This is a genomic window from Tolypothrix sp. PCC 7601 (assembly GCF_025677855.1).
GTDB classification, from domain to species: Bacteria; Cyanobacteriota; Cyanobacteriia; order Cyanobacteriales; family Nostocaceae; genus Aulosira; species Aulosira diplosiphon.
Genome location: NZ_CP064879.1, coordinates 2,816,300 through 2,838,599, shown reverse-complemented (window position 1 = coordinate 2,838,599; position 22,300 = coordinate 2,816,300). Strand labels below are relative to the sequence as shown.

Here is a 22,300-nt window from a genome sequence, read left to right as displayed (position 1 = left end):
AACTAAGAAAGGGAATGATGAGAGTAGCTTTCAAAAGAGAGTTGCAAATTAATTGGGTCAGTGCGATCGCCTTTGGCGCTGCGCTCCGCGCAATCGCTGATTTTATGCTAGCGGGTATGGTAATCGGCCCGCTAGCTGCTCCCTTTCTTGCTGCCTCTGGGACATTTTTATTACCAGAAATAGCCAATATTATTTATTTCATGGGCGACCATGTTTGCCCGCAACCGGATATGGGGTTAGATTTAGCACCACCTTATATCATGGCTGTATGTATGCGTTGTTACGGCACCGTCACAGGTTTATTCATAACGCGCTTATTGTATGGTGTAACTGGTGGTAAAGGTTTTTACTGGTTAAGTCAGTATGGTTGGAGTGGCGTAGCCTTAGCCAGCGTGTTGATGATGGCTTATCCCTTGGAATTAGCAGCGCAAGTTCTTGAATTGTGGAATTTTAATAATTATATTGTCACGCCTTTTGGCTTAATTACAGGTTTGGCGTGGGGATTATTTACTATGCCAATTTTGCACGGGCGGCTTTTATCTGATGAAAATTGACTCTATTTTTTATCAATTATTTCAAAACTTCCCCGGCATCTTTTTTGAACTTATAGGCGAACTTGCAACAGTTTGCAGTCTACATTTACCTCAGTAGAAATTAAACAGCCCTGGCGATGGATTGTGCAACTTAAAAGCAGAATAGCTTACCATCAATAAATTCTGCGTGAAATCGACGTTGGTGCAGTCCGTCGCAGGAATCGCTACCTTTACCTAAAACTTGAGATTTCAAATCGTAGCCTGATTCTTCAGAAGTGACTAACCCTGCATTACCGTAAGCAGGTACTTGTCCTTTCTCAATGACTTTTAAATGCTTGCCGTTCTGATTCGTACTAACCTTGACATACTCCCCAGCCTGAAGGCATGGGGATTCTAGCTTCAGACAGCGATTGCTGGCGTAGCCAGTCTGACATCACCTAAGCCAACAGTCGATGCCCCGACTGCACAAATATTGCGACTAGCGTTTTCGTCTCTTCCATTAACTGACTGACAGGAAGGACAACGCCACTCTCTAACTGACAAATCAAGACTTTCTAGAATATGTTTACAATTAGAGCATGTCTTGCTACTTGGATACCACTGGTCGATAAAGACAACCAGTTTATTCTTCTTCTTGGCAACCCATTCTAGGATTTGCAGAAACTCACCAAACGCTAAGTCTGATATTTGCCTGCCCCAAAGACGTTGCATTCCTTTGAGATTTAAAGTCTCAAAACAGAGAATATCGAACCTATCTGTTAGCTCATGAGCTAATTTCCAGAACCAATCACGCCGACGGTTGGAAATATCTTCATGCTTGCGTACTAAATTCTTTCTGGCTCGTTCTCTGTTAGATGAGCCTTTTAGCTTTTTGGAATGCCGCGAACTTGCTTTTTTAATGGCGCTTAGGGATTGCTTGAAAAATTGGGGCGATTCAATTTTAGTGCCGTCTGAGCAAGTGAGGAATGTCTTTAACCCAAAATCAAAGCCAGCGATTTTACCCGTCTTAACTTCAACTTCTGAGCTACCCTCATCAACAACCAAAACCATAAATAACTCACCTAACGGGGTGCGTTTAATAGTTAGGGTTTTGACTGTTCCCTCAATTTCTCTGGACTTCCAAAACTGGTAAACTCGACTACCAATTTTTACCCTATTTCCACCCAAAAACTTATAACCTGCCTGCTTAAGGGTGAACGATTTGTATTTCTTGACCTTCTTAAATCCTGGTGGTCTTACTCCTTTGTTATTGTGTTTGAAAAACAATTGGTAAGCTTTCTCAATGCGTTGACAAATATCTTGTGCTGCTTGAGAACCTACTGATTGCCAAAAAGAATTACGCTTTCTTAATTTGGCGATATGAGCCTGAAGTTTTGCACAGTTTAAATGCTTGCCAAACATCCGGTAATACCTTTTATGTAGAGCAATGCAATGGTTATAAATCACTCCAGCAGCGTTGATTGTGCGCTTGAGGTGTCTATTCCTTTTGTGTTCGTACAATTTAAACTTCAGTGTTTTCATGCTAGTATTATACCATAAAACGACGGCAATATGACGGCATGAAGAAATTAACAGTTCGATGCTCTAATGAAGAGTATGAAACGCTTTTGAAATACTGCGAAGAAACAGATCGCACTCAAAATGACGTACTTAGAGAGATGATCCGGAAGTTGAAGAAAAGCCGTGCTAGAAGCACGGGGCTTTAGACCCAATTTTTTGGTAAATAGGATAGTAAAATCAAGCCTAAATAATCACACTTAATCGTTACTTATATCAAAAAATACAATATACAGGCGATCGCCAACTTGGGAGAATGTCTAAGTTCGCACTCATGAACCAAATATTCAACCTTTGATGCGTCTTACACTTACTCATTATTTTGATATTCATGTTTCTAATTGTCATATAACAGCATAATCACTTACGTAATTTCAATGGCATAATCATTAGCTAATTATAGATAAAATCAAGGTTTTATGCGCTTAGTAAAGCTTTTATTCTTACTAGTATTTGCATAAAAATGTCATAAAATATACTTTAGGGCTATTCTGATTTACTTATAGCAGTGCTAGGTTAATGAACGTAGGAGAAAAAACAGTTGCAGACAATAAATAGCCGAATTTTCTTTCTACATGACTAGACTTTTATTTAGCCCCTGGTATCGATATGAAATTTATTCCTGCTGGTCTTCAGAAGCTATCAATTGCTAGCGTTGTTTTTTGTTCAGTTTTGAGTGTTAGCCAAGTTAAGCCTGCTACCGCTAGCAATTTGGTGGTTAATGGTAGCTTTGAACAAACCTTACTGACTGGTGGTACAGACATCAACGACGGTGGCTGGAAAACATACGACGAGATTTTAGGTTGGAAAGCTACTGAAGGTGGCAAAATTGAAATTCAAAGGGGAGCAGCAGGAACAGCTCAAGATGGGAAACAACTGACAGAATTGGATAGCCATTACTATACAAATCAGGACAAAATTGGCATTTTTCAGGATATTGCTACCGAAATTGGTAGTAAATATCGCCTATCATTTTTCTATTCACCGCGCCCTAATACAGAAGCAACGGAAAATAACTTTACTGTTCTGTTTGGTAACGTACTCAACCAGACTATTTCCGGTGGTAAAGGTGGTACGCAAACACAATGGTTGGAGTATACGGCTGATATTGTTGCCAATAGTAATTTGTCTCGCTTGCTATTTAACTATGATGTCAAGAATGATTCTCTCGATACCTACGGTTCTTACATCGATAATGTTCGCTTAGAAAAAATTCCAGAACCAGGGACACTATTAGGTATTGCACTGGTTGGTTTAGCTTTAGCCTACAACAGAAAGTTTGCTGCTTAGTTCTGTTTAAGCACTCTTGCTAGATGAAAATTTAAAACCCTAATTTTTCCAGACTTTTATTAATTGTACGTGAGTTCGATAAATAATACCAAATCTGGCTTCTTTACCCCTTTATCTTCTTACTCGTCTTTTCTTTGCGTTCTTTGTGTCTTTGCGGTTCGATAAAAAAGGGTTATTGAAGCGGATTTGGGAATCAGATATGACCTCTGTAGTAAGCCTCTTTCCTGGTAGGAGAGAGGCTTAAAGATTTTTTTGAATCAAATCAGAACTACGAACCTAAAATAACCCTAAGTCTACTGCGCTTTCTTAAACCACTCCACAATCCCATCCGCTAGCACTTTCGCCATTTTCTTCTGTTGTTCTGGGTTCACTACCTGCTCAAATTCCTCAGGATTACTCATAAAACCTAACTCCAGCAAAACCGATGGTGCAGCAGTGGGACGTGTGAGCGCCAAATTATTCCAAAACACCCCATAGGAAGGTTTGCCAAGATTTTTGACTACATAGTTATGCAAAAATAATGCTAAACTATGCGATTGGGTGTTATACCAAAAAGTGCCAAATCCCTGAGTCTTTTCGGCATCACCATCATCGGGTAGCGAGTTGTGATGAATGGAAAGAGCGATCGCAGGTTCTTCTTTACTAATAATTACCTGCCGTTCTCCTAAAGATACATCGCGATCATCTTCTCTGGTTAGTACTACAGTTGCCCCACGCTTCACCAACTCGTCGCGCAGCAGCTTGGATACTACCAAATTGACATCTTTTTCTAAATAGCCAGTTGGGCCACTGGCACCTGATTCTTTACCCCCATGTCCGGGATCTAGTAAAATCCTGATACCGGATAAGGGTTTGCGTGTTTTGTCTTTAATTATAGGCGGATGACGCAAAGTCAAAATCAAGCTTGTACCTTCATATCTCAGATGATATCCCCACTGTTGAGATTTTTTGAGATTAAAGGTGTATTGTGCCTGTCCGGAAGCCACCTGTCGCCAATCTAGGCGAGAAATGAGGGGATTATCATCCGTGCGAACAATATCTGTTTGGGCGGTTGTATTGTAAAGAGTGAGGGCAAAAGAGCGATCGCTTTGTTGTACACTCACAGGAACGGGAACTTCTAGCGGAAACACAATCTCTGTGGCGCTGGGAAGTTTTCGATAACCTACACTCCGAATAATAGTGTGTGGTGAAATAGCACCTGGTAAAACTTGGGTTTCTTTAGCATTAATCCAAGCACCATAATCTAGACGTAACCATTCACCTTCCTTCCCTGTGACTGCGGCTTGTGTTCCTTTTGGTAGTGGTGTGAGTCTAGAATAGTCAGTACTAGGGCCAGTGCGAGCTACGCCTGAGTCTGCTGTTACTTGAATCACTGGCAATTGTGTGGGTGCAAGAATTTGAATTTTGCCAGTACCTAACTGAGTTATAGTTTTACCATCCAACGCCAGCTGAAACTCAGGTGTTCCCAAATCAGCTGCAGCTACCATTGTTGTGCAACCTTGGTAGTTTCCTACGGTAGACTTAATAGCAGGTTGATTTCGCCCTGTTAAGGCAGCCAAATTACTTGGGAGTTGTGCCTTACTAGGTTGGGGTGCAAGGGCAATAGTTTGATTAGCCAAGTTGACAGTAACACTGGCGTTTGAAGGTGCGGTAGCACTAAAACAAATCAATTCTCCTGGTAGTCTGGCAATGTCGGCTGCTGGAGTAAGAGAATCTTTGGCAAAGGCTAAACCTTGTGGTAGAACAGGCTGAGTACTAAGCCTTGTCACCTTAATCTGAAGTTCTTGATTTTGGTGACGCACAGTAAACAGGTTATCTCCCAATTGTAAGGGGAGACTGGGAGCAAAATGGCCTGCTTTGCTGCGGGTAACTGCCTTACCATTAATCAAAACCTGACTATTTGATGGTGCAGTACCCAGAAAAAATATTTTTTCTGCACTGGTTTGGTAGTTTGTCTGAGGAAAAACTACTAAGAGAGATGAGTTTGCCAAGGCTATTGAGGAGGTGACAAGAAAGCTAAATATTACTAGTAGTACAAGTTTTTTCACAGCGAGAACACAGAAGATTTCACGATAGTGACTGTGGCACAATGACCAAGAAAGGATGAAGGTTTAAAGACTAAAGGATGAAGGTTAAAGGGTATTAGCCCTTGGTTTACCCAAGATCAGCTGAAATTTCATACTTCACACTTTACACTTCATACTTCAGATGACGGGATGTATTTTTAGAAGTGGCTCGAAATTCAAATTACTATGACTAAGTTTATCTTTGTAACTGGGGGCGTAGTTTCCAGTATCGGCAAAGGCATTGTAGCAGCAAGTCTGGGGCGTTTGCTCAAATCGCGCAATTATTCTGTATCGATTCTTAAACTTGACCCCTATCTGAATGTCGATCCAGGTACCATGAGTCCCTTTCAGCATGGGGAAGTTTTTGTTACCCAGGATGGTGCAGAAACAGATTTAGATTTAGGCCATTATGAACGCTTCACTGATACCTCAATGTCACGGCTGAACAGCGTTACTACTGGCTCAATTTACCAATCTGTCATCAATAGAGAGCGTCGCGGCGACTATAATGGCGGCACTGTACAGGTGATACCCCACATCACTAATGAAATTAAAGACCGCATTTTAAAAGTTGCCAAAAATACAAATCCAGATGTAGTAATTACAGAAATTGGCGGTACGGTAGGGGATATTGAATCACTACCGTTTTTAGAAGCAATTCGCCAGTTTCGGAAGGAAGTAGGACGGCAGAATGTGCTGTATATGCACGTTACTCTGTTACCTTGGATAGCCTCAGCTGGAGAAATGAAAACCAAGCCGACACAGCACTCGGTTAAAGAACTCAGATCTATTGGCATTCAACCAGATATTTTAGTTTGCCGTTGCGATCGCCCCTTACCTGTAGGATTAAAACAAAAATTATCCGAATTTTGTGATGTCGCTGAAGAATGTGTCATTACTTCCCAAGATGCCAAAAGTATCTATGAAGTACCTTTGATGCTAGAACGAGAAGGCATGGCAGAGCAAGTGTTAGATTTGCTACAGATGGAAAACCGCGAACCAAATCTCGTACAGTGGCAAAATATAGTCCAGCATCTGCACAGCCCCAAATACGACATCGAAATTGCAATAGTAGGTAAATACGTACGATTAGGTGATGCATATATCTCAGTAGTAGAGGCATTACAACACGCAGCTATATCCACTTATGGCAGACTGCGCCTGCGTTGGGTAAACTCAGAAACCTTAGAAACCGAATCAGCCGAAAAGCATCTCGAAGGTGTTGACGGTGTACTTGTACCCGGAGGTTTCGGTATTCGCGGAGTAGATGGAAAAATTGCCGCTATTAAATATGCCCGCGATCGCCAAGTCCCTTTCTTAGGTTTATGCTTGGGAATGCAATGTGCTGTAATTGAATGGGCGAGAAACGTTGAGGGCTTAAAAGATGCCAATAGTGCCGAGTTTAACCCCTATACTAGTGCCCCAGTCATTAACCTTTTGCCAGAACAACATGATGTAGTTGATTTAGGCGGAACAATGCGCTTGGGTGTTTACCCCTGTCATGTTCTCCCCAATACCCTAGCTTCTAAACTCTACCAAGAAGATGTAATTTATGAACGCCATCGCCATCGGTATGAGTTCAACAATGCTTACCGTAACCTTTTATTAGAGTCAGGTTACCTGATTAGTGGTACTTCTCCCGATGGACGCTTAGTAGAAATTGTGGAATTATCCAAGCATCCATTCTTTCTGGCTTGCCAATTTCATCCAGAATTTCAATCACGTCCTAATAATCCCCATCCTTTATTCCACGGATTCATCCAAGCAGCGATTGCCCATTCTCTTCCTCCACTCGTACAACAACACTAGTTCCCCCACACGCAAGTCAAAACTTAAACAGCTAATGGTGTAGACTGTTCTCTATTTTGTCAGCACGAAAAGTCTACTCTAGCCTTCTTGCCCAGAGCGATCGCTATACTCGCAAAAAATAGCATCTTTATTTCCCCAGGGCATTACTGGTGTAAGCTAGCAACAGTAATTTAAAATTCAGAATTATAGAGTAGCTTCTTTGCGATTTGAATTGTAAATTTTTGTGAAGTAGCAGCGACATCACTGGGGACATGAGGAGATTTTGTGGTGTACTGGGTGAAAATCATTTACGAGAGGAAACAATACGTAGTCAATTTCGACCGTATTAACGCGTTTTGTTATGAACAAAATGGTAGGGTGACCTTTTGGTTACCCGATTGTGCAATTCCGATTGTAATTAACCCACAAAATAACCATCAAGACTATCAAAAGATTTTGACTTATATAGAACGTGTGACAGGAGTCGAACTAGAAGATGCTTATTGGGTGAAAATTCTGTATGAAAATAACGAATATGTAATTAACCTCAATTGCATCAGTTCTTTTTGCCAAGAAGCCAACGGCAGGATAACTTTTTGGTTGCCTGATGGGACTATTCCCATCATCATTAATCCAGTGAGTAATCCAGAGTCCTATCAAAAAGTATTGCAATACGTTCAGAAAGCAACAGGATATTCTTTATCTTAGAAAATGTGTTAAAAATTCGTCATAAAATTTAAATTTAGCAATTTTCACCTTACCAAATACTTGCCAAATTCAAGGTAAAAGGGAAATAGAAAACCTTTACTATTAATCTTTCCTCTATAACCAAACCATATTGTTAGTTAAAGGCTAGGGGCAAGGCACTGCCTTGCCCTGATGAATAATTTTATATATCGTTAATACTTTTAAATTGGTAAAAGTTGTAGCAAAATCGCATCTTTTTACCTACTTTGTGGAGCGTTGTAAAAACGATAATTCACAACCCTAATAATTGCTGCCATGCCAACTTTGCAGCACCTACTATTCCCGCAGTATTGCCTAATTCTGCTGACAAAATTTGTAAATCTACACGGGATGTAGGCATAACTCGCTGCTCAATTTCAGCTTTCATTGCAGGCAAAAAAAACTGGAAACAGGCACTAATACCACCACCAATCACAATCGCTTCTGGTGTTAAGACGTAAATTAAACTCGTCAAACCAATACCTAAATCTCTACCATATTCCTGCCAAAAGTTTAAAGCTTCTGCATCTGCAGCATGAGCCAAAGTACTTAGTTCATGAGGTTCTTTACCACTACGGCGACGAATCGCTGTAATTGAAGTGTATTGTTCCAAAGAACCGCGATTACCACTATTACAAATAGGGCCATGTGGGTTAAAGCTAATTAATCCTAATTCGCCGCCTGCACCTTGATGCCCAATAAATAATTTGCCATCTAAGATAATGGCACCGCCTACACCAGTGCCCAAGGTCAGCATAATGAAATTTTGAAAATAGCGACCAGCGCCCAACCAAGATTCGCCCAAACCTGCACAGTTAGCATCATTACCCACAATCGTCGGCTTACCCGTTTTCGCTTCTAACCAATCGGCCAAAGGAACATCTCGCCATCCTGTCAAGTTGATGGCAATTTTTGCAATCCGTCCCTTCGCATCAGCCGGGCCAGGAGTACCAACACCAATAGCTATAGTTTGATTATCTGGATCAATTTGGGCGATCGCATCCACCATCACCGCCACCACAGCCTCGGGTGTGGATGGTTGGGGAGTTGCTACTGTCAAAGATTGCAGACAATTGCCATCTCGATCAAATCGCCCCAGCTTAATCGCTGTTCCCCCCAAATCAATACCAATTACTTGAGAATTTACCACTTTAATAAATATTTACCAACAAGCGCCAAGCTAGGGACTGGGGACTGGGGACTAAGAATTTTGGATTTTAGATTTTGGATTTTGGATTTTGGATTCTAATATAAACTCCAAAATTGTTTCCAATGCCCAATTCCCCATGCCCCATGCCCAATTCCCAATTACTTGTAAAAAGCATATTAGCTTTTTTGCGTTTTGGTACTAAAAAATTCCCAGTCCTCAGTTTTATTAGCTGCAAATTGTAAATTCGTCACATTCGCCACCCGCGCATTTGATTCAGCCTGCCAAGCGGTAACTGGTGTTCCCCGTAAAATCCCAGATAAAGCCACAGAAAGCATAAACCCACCAGTAGCTGCAGCAATTAAAGTCAAGTTGTCTTTCACACAAATCTCCAAAAAGATGAATGATTAAGGATAAAGAATAAAGTAAAAAATTAGGACACGCCCATTATTAAAAAAGATAGGTTTTTCTTTGATGAGTTCCTCACCCCTCTATAGGCGGCTGAATTTTATACTTTATACTTCTTACTTCAGTTGAGTGAACTATTTCCGAATACTATTTTGTCGTCGTAAACGGGGATTGACAAATTCATTTAAACCCTCACCAAGTAGTGATAACCCTACCACCATTAATGTCATCGCTAAACCAGGAAAAAGCGTAGTCCACCAAATGCCAGTAGGTAGGGCTTCTAAAGCTTGTTTTAAATCATGTCCCCATTCTGGAACTTCTTCTGGCAATCCTAAACCCAAAAACCCCAACCCGCCTAACACTAAAATCGCATCGGCAGCATTGAGGGTGAATAATACAGGTACGCTTTGAATAACGTTAAAAAATAAATACCGAGACAGCACTATCCATGTAGAAGCACCCATTGCTTGAGCCGCTTCAATGAACACTTCAGTTTTAACGCTCACAGTGTGGTTGCGAACAACTCGGTAATATTGAGGAATGTAAGCAATGCTAATCGCGATCGCGGCATTTAATATTCCTCGCCCAACCACAAATGCTAGCGTTACGGATAGTAGTAGCCCAGGCAAGGTATAAATACTATCCATTAAAAATAGCAGTACTTTATCCAATTTACCGCCCAGATAGCCGCTAACCATACCTAATGGCACGCCAATGACCATACTCAACGCTGTTGCTAAAATTACCACCTGCAAAGCAGCTTGAGCGCCAAATAGCGTCCGGGAGAACACATCATGCCCTAGGCGGCTAGTACCAAACCAATATTTAGCTGATGGTGGATCGTGAATCGGGTTAGATAAAAAATCTTTGGGGTTTTGCAGCCATCCCCAAGCTTGAAATACCGGAGCGAAAAATGCCAACAAGAGAAACAGCAGGGTGATGGCTAACCCAATCAACATGAATCGCTGAGAAAGATTCGGATTTTTCGGAAAACGTAAAAAAGACGGCAGCTGCCGTTTTGTCATGGCCATGAGCGATCGCCTGCATTGAGCAAGATACGCTGACCATTTTACATATCAGAGTAGGTATTGGGAATTGGGGAACTCGGGGCCCCCTCTGGGGATAAGGGGTAATGGGAACTCGGGACTAGGGACTGGGGATTTGGTGTTTGTTATTTCTTCCTTGTCCCCTTTCCTTCATCCGCCTCATCCCCCTCATTCCCAGTAAAGAATCCCCAATCCCCAGTCCCTCACAAACTGTTCTCAATCAACTGGCGATATTCGCTCTTTTGCTTTACGCCTTTGACTTCCTTCAACAGTTCCTTATTCTTGAACAATTGAATTGTTGGTGTTCCTGTCACGCCAGCATTTTCAGCAATATCACGGTCTTTATCGATGTCAATTTCGACAAAGTGAATTTTGCCGTCAAATTCATCGACTACCTTATTTAATATTGGTTTGAGGGTATGACAAGGGCCACAGCCTGGAGAAACGTATTTTACCAAAAGTAAGCGATCGCTATCGTGGAATAATTTCCGCAAAGCATAACCACCTTCATGACGGGTTGCATTTAAATTAAATTCAGCCTGTTGTTCAGCTTCAGTTTTGTGGGCTGCTGGCTGATATTCCAATTCATTAACTGGTGTTTCTGGCTGTTGATGGAATTCTTGAATCAAACCACTAGTAGATAACCAGCGTTCTGCCAACATTGCTGACATACAACCGCTACCAGCAGCCGTAATCGCTTGGCGATATTCATGATCTTGCACGTCGCCTGCGGCAAACACTCCTTCCACGCTGGTTTCTGGGGAACCCTGTTTAGTGACTATGTAACCCACCTCATCTAGTTCTAGTTGCCCTTTAAATAATGAGGTATTGGGATTGTGACCAATAGCGTAGAATAAACCCTTGGCGTGGATTGTGCTTTCTTCGCCAGTCTTAGTATTGCGAACTTTGACCCCATCCATGTGGCCGTTACCAAATATATCTACGGCCTCTGTGTTCCAATGTACATGGATTTTAGGGTTGCTCAAAATGCGGTCTTGCATGGCTTTAGAAGCCCGCATTTTATCAGAACGTACCAACAGATTCACTTTAGAACCGTATTTGGTTAAGTAAATAGACTCTTCCGCCGCCGAGTCACCAGCACCAATCACAGCCAGTTCTGCGCCGTGGAAAATTGGTGTTGCACCATCGCAAATCGCACAAGCTGAAATCCCGCGACTCCAAAATTCATGTTCGCTGGGCAAACCCAACCGTTTTGCCGTTGCACCAGTAGCAATAATAATACTGTTGGTTTTAACTTCCCTGTCTTCAGAACGAACCGTAAAAGGACGCTGACTCAAGTCAACTGATATTACATCCTCTGTATATAACTCAGCCCCCCAGCGTTCTGCTTGAGCTTTCATCCGATCCATCAGTTCCGGCCCAGTAATCCCTTGGGGAAATCCAGGAAAGTTCTCTACTTCCGTTGTTGTCATTAATTGCCCGCCAGGTAATCCCCCAGCCTGGAAACCTTCAAATACCACAGGCTTGAGGTTAGCGCGTCCTGCATAGATAGCCGCTGTGTACCCGGCTGGCCCAGAACCGATGATTACTAAGTTTTCTACTGTCGGGTTAGTCATACTATTTATACGAACTCATAACGACTACGTTTAATCTAGCATAACAAACTTCAATTGGCTACGCCAGAGGTGAAGCGATCGCAAATTGAAAAATAGGAGTATGTGGGCGCTTACAAGGGTAACAAGGACTCTCGCAACTTTTTCTCGCGCTCATTGATTAATAACAGCCCTTACCAGTGAATTAGCGAAGTCCACTGGTGATGAGTGTAAAAGTGCTTTTTGTAAGCTACCTTATTGTTTTTCAGTATTGACCGACCTAGAGGAATTTCTACTACATTTCGTTCTTCAGGCTGCTACATAGCTACAGTCAATTAGCAAATACATAAGTTGTTAAATATAGCACAAAAAATATAACTAGCTTACAATTGCACCTGTACACAGTTAATGCTACCAAACCTAGAATTTTATCTGAGTAGGGTTAACTATTAGAACTCCAAAATTAATAGTAGTGATTATGAATAATGTAACCTCTGATTTATGGAATAAAATCCGCCAACAATTTGATAGCGCACCCTATCCTAATATACCGCTAGAAAAGTCTCCTAAAAAGGATATTAGCTTACTATATATTCATAATTTAGCAACTGCATACTATTTGCGAAATCAGCAAGTTATAGACAGCCATAATAAAGTTATTTTAGATGCAGGTTGTGGAAGTGGTTATAAATCTTTAGTGTTAGCTTCTGCTAACACGGGAGCCAAAATAGTTGGTATTGACATATCAGAAGAATCAATCAAATTGGCAAAACATAGGCTTCAGTACCACGGATTTGATAATGCAGAGTTTTATGTTCTGTCAATCTATGATTTAGCAAAATTGAACTATAAATTTGATTATATAAACTGTAATGAGACTCTATATTTATTTCCTGATATTGTTCAGGCACTAAAATCCATGAAATCTGTTTTAAATAATGGGGGGATAATTCGAGCTAATTTACATAGTGCAATCCAGAGGTTTAATATTTTCTGCGCTCAAAAGGCATTTACCATTATGGGATTAATGGAAGATAATCCTGGAGATTTAGAGATAGAAATTGTTACTGATACGATGAAGTCCCTTAAAGATAATGTTTTACTCAAGGATAGGACTTGGAGTCATGATTTTGAACAGGATGATAAAAAAGAGCGTATCTTGATGAATTATCTATTTCAAGGAGATAAAGGCTATACAGTTAGTGATATGTTTGCAGCTTTAAGAGCAGCAGACTTAGAATTTATTAGCATGTTGAATTGGCGGCAGTGGGATTTAATGAGCTTATTTCAACAGCCTGATAACTTACCAGCTTTTTTAGCTATGAGTCTACCAGAGATTTCCATGGAGGAACAGCTAGAGTTATTTGAGTTACTACATCCTATGCATAGACTACTAGATTTTTGGTGTGGACACCCGCAACCAGAGCGCACTTTTACACCCATTGCTGAGTGGGATGATTCTGATTGGCTAAATACTAAAGTCTATCTACATCCACAATTTAATAACTTAAATTTTAAAAGCCATATCGATAACTGCATCAACAGAAGTCAAGTTTTCCCCATGTTTAGAAATGTTACCTTGAATAAAGAAACTATTTATATAGATAGTTCTATGGCTCTGTGTCTACTTCCTTTATTTGACAAACCATATTTAATGATGGACTTAGTAGAGTATTGGCAGCAACGTAGACCTATTGATAGCCTTACGGGAAAACCCATAGAAACTGATCAAGTATTTGAACTAGTGAAAAATACCCTATCAACACTAGAAGGTTTTGACTGCATTATGTTGGAAAAGCTATCTTCCTAGACTATATACAAGAGGCTCTAGTGCAAAGTATTTGCTGAAATATAGCAATAGCAAGGTTTTCAGAGTGATAGGACAGAATAGAAAAAAATTTTTTAGTTGGGTGATATGAATTTAAGCGAAATGGGTAAGTTCTTTATAGAACAAACAACCCACCCTACTCCTGGGAAAACACTTATGAAAACCGAACTAAAAGCTAAATTTCTCCAACACATCCTCGGTAAAAAGAAAGAAGGAGAAGGTTTCACCCTTATTGAATTGTTAGTTGTAATTATCATCATTGGTATTCTGTCTGCTATTGCTCTACCTTCCTTCTTGAACCAAGCTAAAAAGGCTAAACAATCTGAAGCTAAGACCTATGTTGGTTCTATGAATAGAGGTCAGCAAGCATACATGACAGAAAACGACGCATTTACTGCCAGTATTGATTCAATGGGGATTGGTATTGCTAGCCAAACTGCAAATTACAAATTCACTGCTGTAACAGGCGATAACAGCGGTCTAGCTTATGCAATCAACGACTCAAGCTTAGTAACATCAAGCAGTGGTTTGAAAAACTACGGTGGTCATGTGTACTTGAAAAAAATTGGTGCTAACTCTGAGTTAACAAGTGTAGCTTACCTATGTGAAACTAATAACGTAGGACCAAGAGGTTCAGCTACAATTACAGCAGGTGGTACAACTTGTGATAGTGATGGTAAGTTAATTAAGTAATTGTTGTATTGTTACTTATTACCAGTATTAAAAGATTGTAGTTCACCTTCCATGATAAAGATGGAGGGTGGATATTTTTATTTATAGTACAGTTAATAAAATAAGAAATTATTTATGACTCAATTAGTTAATGAATGGCAAAAACAAGCAAAACAGTATCTTGTTAATGAACAGTACAATGCTGCTGTTAAACTTTATGAAGAGGCAATTAAACAAGAGCCTGAAGTTAAAAGTTATTATTGGAATTTAGGATTATTTTTATTATTACAAGGTCAGGAAACAGAAGCACAATTTACTTGGTTTACAGGCTTATCAGAATTAGCAGAAGCAGATGGTGATACTCAAGAATTATTAGAAGTTTTAGAGACAGAAGCAACCCGACGCATCACAATTGAAGACTATCATGTTGCTTGGGCAATTCGTCAACATATCAGAGAAATTTCTCCTGAAAATATTAATAATCTATTACATATTGCTTATCTTATTACTAAATTAGAGGCATTTAAAGACGATTGCCCAGAAATTTTAGCAGAAATTTGTAACTATTTACCTCTCAACATCGATAATTGCGATATTCGTTTATTGATAGATGTTATGATAGAGGTTTTAGTTTATTTAACTACAGTAGCAGAAGCACTTGATTCTATATTTAATTTTGTGCAAGTAGCTTTCCAAGCATATTCAGATACCTATGTAATGGGCATGATTGAGGCTGTAATGCTGCAATGCATTAAATTTTCTGCTTTTTATAAAAGACCAGATTTAGCATCAAAATTTGCCGAGCTTTGTTTACAGAGAGTACCAAAAAATTCTCATCTTGAATATACAGAAATACTGACTCTATTGTCGCATTTCTATCAAAATGAGGAAAAATTTGAAAAGGGAATAGAAACAGCTAAAGCTTGTTATGATTTGAGCAATACTTTAGCCGAAAAAATTTGTTCAAATTATCTTGTTCTCAGAGGATTGATGACTTCTGGTAGCTATTGGCAAGAAGCTTATTCTCGCTTACAAGATCAGATTATATTAACTCAACAGCTAATAGATAAAGAACCTGGTGATATTAATATAGTACAAGTTACAAGGTTGTTTGATGCTTTATTTTTCTTACCATACTTTGAAGACCAGCCACAAAGAAATCACACTATTCAGCATCAACTATCTAGTTTCTGTCAAGCCAAAGTTACTAACTATTATTCAGAATCTTATAAATCATACAGCGAATATTTAAATTTACGTAAAAATAATCGTAGTCAAAATAAATCAACTCTAAATATAGGTTATATTTCTCATTGTTTTAAAAGGCATTCAGTTTCTTGGTTATGTCGATGGATTTTTAAATATCACAATCCAGAAAACTTTAGAATTCATTGCTATTTTCTTCATGAATCTGAAGTATTAGATAATTTTACAAAAAATCATTTCCTTAATCAGTCATTTAAATTTCATCAATTTGGTCTCCGCAACCATGAGCAAATTTGGAGCCAAATTCAAGAAGATGAAATTGATATTTTAATTGATTTAGATAGTTTGACATTAGATCAGGCTTGCGAATTAATGTCTATTAAATCTGCGCCTATACAGGCAACTTGGTTAGGTTGGGATAGCTCAGGATTACCATCAATAGACTACTTTATTGCTGACCCTTATGTATTACCAGAATCAGCACAAGATTACTACAGTGAAACTATTTGGAGATTACCCCAAACTTATATAGCAATTGATGGTTTTGAAATAGATGTCCCTGATTTACGTAGGGATGATTTAGGCATTCCTAATGATGCAATTATCTATTTTATGACTCAAAAAGGATATAAAAGGCATCAACCGCATTTACATTTACAAATGAAAATTATTAAGGAAGTACCTAATAGTTATCTTTTAATTAAAGGTGATGCAGACCCAGAAAAAACCAAGGTCTTTTTTGAAGAGATTGCCCAAGAAGAAGGCGTAGATTTTTCACGGATCAAATTTTTACCTTATGCCCGTAGCGAAGCTGTCCACCGCGCTAATTTGCAGATAGCAGATGTTGTACTTGATACTTATCCTTATAATGGCGCAACAACTACGCTAGAAACCTTGTGGATGGGTCTTCCCCTAGTTACAAGAGTTGGTGAACAGTTCTCTGCACGTAATAGCTACACTATGATGATGAATGCGGGTATTACAGAAGGTATTGCTTGGAATGAAGAAGAGTATTTAGAGTGGGGTGTGCGCCTAGGTAAGGATGAGAAATTACGACAACAGATTTCTTGGAAATTGCGTCAGTCAAGACATACATCACCGCTATGGAATGCCAAACAATTTACCTATGAGATGGAGAAAGCTTATCAACAAATGTGGCACAGATATCTTGATAGTTAAAATTCCTGGCTGATTGTAAATTGGGTTGGTGCGACGAAACTCTATAATTACAGCCAATTGGAACCCAATAGTAACTTAGTGAAGGGCACAACAAAGTCTGTTGTGCCCTTACTTGTGAATTTATTTAGTTGAAAAACGCTGTCAATTCAAATCTTGTAAAAACATGGTTTAACTAGCAGTCTGAAAAATTAAACTCATCCCAAATCAAATAATTTTTGCAACACATCAAGGTCATTCAGTTGTCAAGGTTCAGTACCTTGCGGCTAATCCTCCAAACCCTTATGGGTCTTAGTTTCTAGCCAACGATTCGCACTTATTCACTACACCCCACACCCGACACCCCACACCCAAAAGCCTTATAGGTAATGGGTTTGGCGTTATCTTAGTGCCATTCATCTCTTGCTCCCTTCTCCCTGTGGGAGAGGGGCTGGGGGTGAGGGCGAAACCTTCCACAAGAGCGGGTTTCACGTTAAGTTGACACGTATGGGTACTGCCGTGCCCCTACGATATGTCACATTCTGTTTTTAAATTGGTATTAGTCAGTAGTTAAACTTAAGCGTGGGAAAGTAGCTTGGATATTTTTTATCGCGCTATCTAATTGATAGATTGGTATCTCGGTTACTCGTGCTTCTGCTAAAGCTGTCTCATCTTCATTAATCAGAATTATTCGACCATCGATCAGAGGTAACAGATATCGCCATTGTATATCCCCCAACTTATCTATTAAAGAAATATTTATGGTATCAGTAATATCTAAATCTTCCATCAAAAGATTCATGGCGACACTAGATAAAAATATTTCTGCATCTTCAGTAGTTATATTAGCTGTATAAATCAACAAGCTAATCTTTTCACTTTCAGGATGAGTTGCTAAAGCTTGAATTATTTCTTGTAACTCTAAACCGAGTTCTTCTTCTGATTGTGACCAATCGGGAAAGATGATGAGATTAATATCTTTTAAATTTAAGGATAACAAAGTTGCATCAATTAGCGCCTTGCTAACTGTTCCAGCCATCTTTGTCCAGGAGAACTTTTGAGCCTGCGCTAAACCTGCTGTAATTAAGGCATTACGTACTATAGGCTTTTGTACTTCGCACATAGCATTTGCCAATGCATCAACATCATCCTCTTGAACATAAATAACTGCATCTCCTGCTACTTCAGGAATAGAAGCATTAGGACAGGTGATAACAGGACAACCACAAGCCATTGCTTCAACTACAGGCATTCCAAAACCTTCATATTTAGAAGGATAAACTAATGCCACTGCACCAGAGTAAGCTATAGCTAATTCTTCATCACTAAGTTGTAGTGTATGAATAGCGCTACCTGAAGTATAAGCTCTATATTCTGGCTCTAACATACTACCAGCGCCAGTAGAAATAATATCGAATCCGTGGCTAGTAGTAAGTTGTGAAAAAGCACGGAAGAATAAAATACTATTTTTATAACCGCTACCACCACCAACTACTAAGAAGTAAGGTTTATGAATACCGTATTTATTTTGGAAAGCATTGACTAATTCTGCTTGGGCTGGTGAAAAAGTATTGCTAACCCCACAATGAGCTACAGTGACAGATTCTAAAGCTATATTATCGAAATATCTAGCTAAGTCATGGGCTGTATTTTCAGAAATAGATATATATCCTGAGGCGTTTTGAATCGCTTGATGCTTTTCTTTCCACATAGGATGATTTAAATCCCATCCCATCACTTCTGGAATCATGTCATAAGCCATGAATACAGAAGGCGTTGTAATTGGAGAAGTATAGTAAGTAGAAATAAATAATTTTGCTTCTTGTTCATCACAGATGTGTTGAAGCATCTTTTTATCAGCTGCGGTATTGTTATAGTCGTATGGGGGAATTGTCAGATAACGGATACCATTAATTTTTGGTGCAGTGTTGGCTCTATTTAAGACTAAAATATGATTTGTAAATTCAGTGTTTGCCCATTCTTCTAGTAGCGATCGCCAAACTCTAGCTATTCCTGTTTTATATAATTGGAAAAAGACTCCGTCAATGATAATTTGTGGTTGAGTATGGACATTAAAAATTAAGTTGAAATAATTTTTAATGAAATCTAAATCTCTATTTTTACTAAATTTTAGGTGGTTATCTAAATCTTGAGTATATTGGTAATCTATAAACTGTAAGCCTTCTGCTGTTAATAAAATATTCCAAGGTCGAATATCAGCAACATTATCTAGCTTTTCCAGCCTATCAAATTCAGCCTCAATTTTCTGATTACAAGTTTCATAATTAGGTACTAAAATCTCTCCAATTTGAGCAACATCAGATAGAAGTACGCCCGGAACAGTTCTAATATCTTGATTAAGATGTGATTTGTGAATTATTAATCCTTCTGCATCAGTTTTTAGAAAATAATTACGAGGTTGTAAAGGATAACCTATATAGGGAAAAATAGATTCTCTGGCATAATTAGGAGAATCAGCATAATAAAATGAACGTTTTAAATCAGTATCACAATGGGTTGCAGCTTCATAAGACATTTTGATAAAAACAGGTTTAAATTGACTAATTTTTTCTAAAGTAAGTTGTTTTTTCAATATATCCTTACCACAAACTCTTGACTCATCAGGGTGAGGAAGTTCAATAATAAAAGATTTAGAAATTTCATTTAATTCTGTTAGAAAATTTTCTGCATCTGGAATATGATGTAAAACTGATAACAAAAGAGTTACATCAAAGTAAACACATGCTTGGGTAGCTTTATATAACCATTCTGTCGTGACTTCAGAGTGAATTAAAATTACATTATTGACACCTTCTAATTTAATTAATGCCTGTTGCAAACGTGCATAAGGATATTGTTTTTCAATACTTATAAAAACATTTTGAGGAAATAATTTAGCTAAGTTAATAGTAAAAAATCCTACATTAGACCCAATATCGAGAATAGTTTGTTTGGGTTTAATATAATTTCTAATGACTTCTAACCTTTCAAAATCGTTAGCTCTAACTCCTTCTCTAATTAATTCTCCATGCAAATAGATAGATTGATAGACTTCAGGTAAATCATCTATTAAGTTTTCTAATTTTGATAGTTCTTGTGAGTTAATTTTCATAAAATTAATGCCAAAATTTAATAATTTAACATTGCCTATTAGAAAAATCAGTTATATAACTTGATTAACTAACCAGTAATTGATGCCATTGATTCATTAATGTTTCCAATTCTGAGTGGCTTTTAAGTGGATTCTCTAAAACTTGCCAAAATGCAATATAACGATCAATCAATTGAGCGATAAGTGCACCGGAAGATTTAATATTATGATTAACAATTGAGTCACGATGCTGCTTTTGGCTCTCAATTTCAATGAGATTATGGAAAGAGCTATCAGAAGCGAATACTTCCTGTAGTTCTTTTAATGGCTTAAAAAGAATATCTTTTGAAATCAGACTAGATTGAGGTTGTAGCTGGTTTGGATCTGCATTAAAACGACCTGTTTCTATACTGATACCAAATGAGAGAAATTCTATACTAACGGATGATTGATCGGTAACTAATACATCTACGAAAGGAAATAAGCTACAGATATTTAATTTTCTAGGTGCAACAATAATGTTGGGTAGGTTATAAGCTAAAGCTGTTTCCTCCATTTCTTGAACAGAACGAAGAGAACTTTCATATATTACTTCTGCACCCTGCGGATAGGCTTGACCTGGATTTACATAAATATGATTCTTAATAATTACGTTACATTGAAGATTTTTAAATAGAGGTAATAATTGTTCCCATTCCCTTGTATATCCCCAAGTTGGTGCATATAAAATAGTATATTTATACGGTAAGTTAGATAATTTTTGGGCAAGTTCGCTATATTCTTTAGGAATTTGCATTTTGTCATATTTTGGCCACCCTCCTTGCAAAATTAATCTTGTAGGTTGTTGAAAAGCCTGTGCGTAAGTTGAGCCTAATATTTTTTGAGCATGATGGTAATGAACATCTCCAGGAACGAAGATAATATTAAAGTCTCTTAACCTATTTTTTTCTATTTCATAAGCATCTATATCTCCCAAATCATGATGTAAATAAAATAAATATTGATAACTATTAACAGATTTTTTAATATGAGGATGATGTTGAGTATGATCCAACAAAATAGCTGCCTGTGCATCTGTTGGTTGTTGATTAGGGCCAATTAACCAACGACAGTCAAAATGTTGACTCATGCTTTCAAATACAGATAATCCTGCCTGTGCTTGTAAATCATGATAAGCAATAAAATCTACTCGAATTGGCTGACTTACAAAACAGGATTTATCAGTAGATGAACACCTTTGTAAAAGATTAGTTGTCGAAATATTTTTTGTATAAGGAACTAGTTTAAGACGACCTTGCTTTTGAATTTCTCCATACCAGTTTTTGAGATTTTCTTCATTGACATCATCCCCATGACAAACATAGTCAATATTTAAGCTTTCTAAATATTCTAAAGTCACATTTAAAGGAGCATTGGGAATAACTTCATCAACATAGCGGCAACTTTCAACGACTGCCATTCTTTCAACCATATTCATAATAGGTTGGCGTTTATATCCAGCAACAGTATCATCAGAGTGGATACCTACAACTAATTGATCGCCTAAAGATTTTGCTTGACTGAGAAAGTTGACATGACCTGCATGAAATAAATCAGCTACCATATCAACATAAATTCGGATTGGTTTGGTATTGTGCATAAATATATGAATAAAATTTTAAAATTCTGAGAAATATCTATGATTAATTAGTCTTAATTAAGACATTAAATCTATCTAGATTATAAAAACCTTGACTAATTTCTGCCATAGGAAAATTTTGCGGTTTAAATAAAAGATGTTCCGAGCGATGAGATTGAATTGGTAAATCTCCTATGAATATAGATGTTTTGGACACTCGGCTCATTTCTTCAATTACATTTTGAGCATATTGGAGGTTAGGAAAATAGTGAAATACGCTATAAGAAAAGGCTTTATCAAATGACTTATCCTTAAAAATTAAATTATCAGCCGAACCGTGAAGAACTGAGTTACAAAGTAATTTAATATGTTTCTTTACTAGAGATTGAGAATAATCAACTCCTACATAGTTACAATCTAAATATTGAGCCAACATGCCTGCACCACAACCAACTTCTAAAATTTTATCTGTAGGTTGAATGTCTAGTATTTTAGTTATTTGATTAGCAACAAAATTTGGATCAATTGTTGTCTCTTCATATCCATTTAACTCTTTTAAATCTTCTGTTTCTAAACTTCCCTTTCTCTCCCAAACTTCATGCCAGTCTAAAGACAT

General features: G+C 38.2%; 18 protein-coding genes. 9 read left to right on the top strand and 9 right to left on the bottom strand.

All coding sequences use genetic code 11. The features are described from left to right. Positions 1 to 14 precede the first annotated feature (14 nt). Both HG267_RS11840 and HG267_RS41905 read left to right on the top strand, forming a co-directional pair. Complete coding sequence (locus HG267_RS11840) at positions 15 to 554, top strand: DUF2085 domain-containing protein (protein WP_045869148.1); 540 nt, start codon at positions 15 to 17, stop codon at positions 552 to 554. After that, a complete protein-coding gene (locus HG267_RS41905) occupies positions 544 to 651 on the top strand; it encodes an Rpn family recombination-promoting nuclease/putative transposase (protein WP_264265728.1) in 108 nt (35 codons plus the stop codon). Before HG267_RS11840 ends, HG267_RS41905 begins: the two co-directional genes overlap by 11 nt. Before the next feature lie 281 nt (positions 652 to 932). Here the strand turns inward: HG267_RS41905 and HG267_RS11835 are convergent, their stop codons facing one another. Beyond that, positions 933 to 2,054, bottom strand: coding sequence for an RNA-guided endonuclease InsQ/TnpB family protein (locus HG267_RS11835; protein WP_045867859.1), 1,122 nt, complete (start codon positions 2,052 to 2,054; stop codon positions 933 to 935). A 38-nt stretch (positions 2,055 to 2,092) separates the two neighbouring features. Between HG267_RS11835 and HG267_RS11830 the strand changes: the two genes are divergently transcribed. Then, positions 2,093 to 2,239, top strand: a complete 147-nt coding sequence (locus HG267_RS11830; RefSeq protein ID WP_045868487.1) for a ribbon-helix-helix protein, CopG family — start codon at positions 2,093 to 2,095, stop codon at positions 2,237 to 2,239. A 460-nt stretch (positions 2,240 to 2,699) separates the two neighbouring features. Continuing rightward, a complete protein-coding gene (locus tag HG267_RS11825; RefSeq protein WP_045869147.1) occupies positions 2,700 to 3,380 on the top strand; it encodes a PEP-CTERM sorting domain-containing protein in 681 nt (226 codons plus the stop codon). Positions 3,381 to 3,673: 293 nt separating this feature from the next. On the opposite strand, the gene HG267_RS11820 is transcribed toward HG267_RS11825, so the two are convergent. Further along, a complete protein-coding gene (locus tag HG267_RS11820; protein ID WP_045869146.1) occupies positions 3,674 to 5,428 on the bottom strand; it encodes an N-acetylmuramoyl-L-alanine amidase in 1,755 nt (584 codons plus the stop codon). 204 nt (positions 5,429 to 5,632) lie between these two features. Between HG267_RS11820 and HG267_RS11815 the strand changes: the two genes are divergently transcribed. Together HG267_RS11815 and HG267_RS11810 are read left to right on the top strand one after the other, a co-directional pair. Then, positions 5,633 to 7,255, top strand: a complete 1,623-nt coding sequence (locus tag HG267_RS11815; RefSeq protein ID WP_045869145.1) for a CTP synthase — start codon at positions 5,633 to 5,635, stop codon at positions 7,253 to 7,255. A 264-nt stretch (positions 7,256 to 7,519) separates the two neighbouring features. Then, on the top strand, positions 7,520 to 7,942 hold the full coding sequence (locus HG267_RS11810) for a hypothetical protein (protein ID WP_045869144.1): 423 nt from the start codon (positions 7,520 to 7,522) through the stop codon (positions 7,940 to 7,942). A gap of 271 nt (positions 7,943 to 8,213) precedes the next feature. On the opposite strand, the gene HG267_RS11805 is transcribed toward HG267_RS11810, so the two are convergent. The 4 genes from HG267_RS11805 to trxB form a co-directional block, all read right to left on the bottom strand. Then, entirely contained in the window at positions 8,214 to 9,110 is an 897-nt protein-coding gene (locus tag HG267_RS11805) for an ROK family protein (RefSeq protein WP_045869143.1), read from the bottom strand. Positions 9,111 to 9,286: 176 nt separating this feature from the next. Continuing rightward, a complete protein-coding gene (locus HG267_RS11800; protein WP_045869142.1) occupies positions 9,287 to 9,490 on the bottom strand; it encodes a hypothetical protein in 204 nt (67 codons plus the stop codon). A 159-nt stretch (positions 9,491 to 9,649) separates the two neighbouring features. Next, complete coding sequence (locus HG267_RS11795) at positions 9,650 to 10,546, bottom strand: ABC transporter permease (RefSeq protein ID WP_045869141.1); 897 nt, start codon at positions 10,544 to 10,546, stop codon at positions 9,650 to 9,652. A gap of 218 nt (positions 10,547 to 10,764) precedes the next feature. After that, the gene (trxB, locus tag HG267_RS11790; protein ID WP_045869140.1) at positions 10,765 to 12,138 is read right to left on the bottom strand and encodes a thioredoxin-disulfide reductase; all 1,374 of its coding nucleotides are present in this window, start codon (positions 12,136 to 12,138) and stop codon (positions 10,765 to 10,767) included. A 454-nt stretch (positions 12,139 to 12,592) separates the two neighbouring features. On the opposite strand from trxB, the gene HG267_RS11785 reads away from it, so the two are divergent. From HG267_RS11785 to HG267_RS11775, 3 genes are all read left to right on the top strand, one after another. Then, positions 12,593 to 13,924: a class I SAM-dependent methyltransferase gene (locus HG267_RS11785; RefSeq protein ID WP_045869139.1), complete on the top strand. Its 1,332-nt coding sequence runs from the start codon at positions 12,593 to 12,595 to the stop codon at positions 13,922 to 13,924. A 174-nt stretch (positions 13,925 to 14,098) separates the two neighbouring features. Further along, a complete protein-coding gene (locus tag HG267_RS11780) occupies positions 14,099 to 14,635 on the top strand; it encodes a type IV pilin-like G/H family protein (RefSeq protein WP_045869637.1) in 537 nt (178 codons plus the stop codon). 114 nt (positions 14,636 to 14,749) lie between these two features. Next, entirely contained in the window at positions 14,750 to 16,999 is a 2,250-nt protein-coding gene (locus HG267_RS11775; protein ID WP_045869138.1) for an O-linked N-acetylglucosamine transferase, read from the top strand. A gap of 535 nt (positions 17,000 to 17,534) precedes the next feature. Here the strand turns inward: HG267_RS11775 and HG267_RS41730 are convergent. From HG267_RS41730 to HG267_RS11755, 3 genes are all read right to left on the bottom strand, one after another. Continuing rightward, positions 17,535 to 20,087, bottom strand: a complete 2,553-nt coding sequence (locus HG267_RS41730) for a glycosyltransferase (protein ID WP_045869137.1) — start codon at positions 20,085 to 20,087, stop codon at positions 17,535 to 17,537. A gap of 64 nt (positions 20,088 to 20,151) precedes the next feature. Continuing rightward, positions 20,152 to 21,705: an adenylyltransferase/cytidyltransferase family protein gene (locus HG267_RS11760; RefSeq protein ID WP_052335119.1), complete on the bottom strand. Its 1,554-nt coding sequence runs from the start codon at positions 21,703 to 21,705 to the stop codon at positions 20,152 to 20,154. A gap of 43 nt (positions 21,706 to 21,748) precedes the next feature. Continuing rightward, on the bottom strand, positions 21,749 to 22,300 hold the full coding sequence (locus HG267_RS11755) for a class I SAM-dependent methyltransferase (protein WP_045869136.1): 552 nt from the start codon (positions 22,298 to 22,300) through the stop codon (positions 21,749 to 21,751).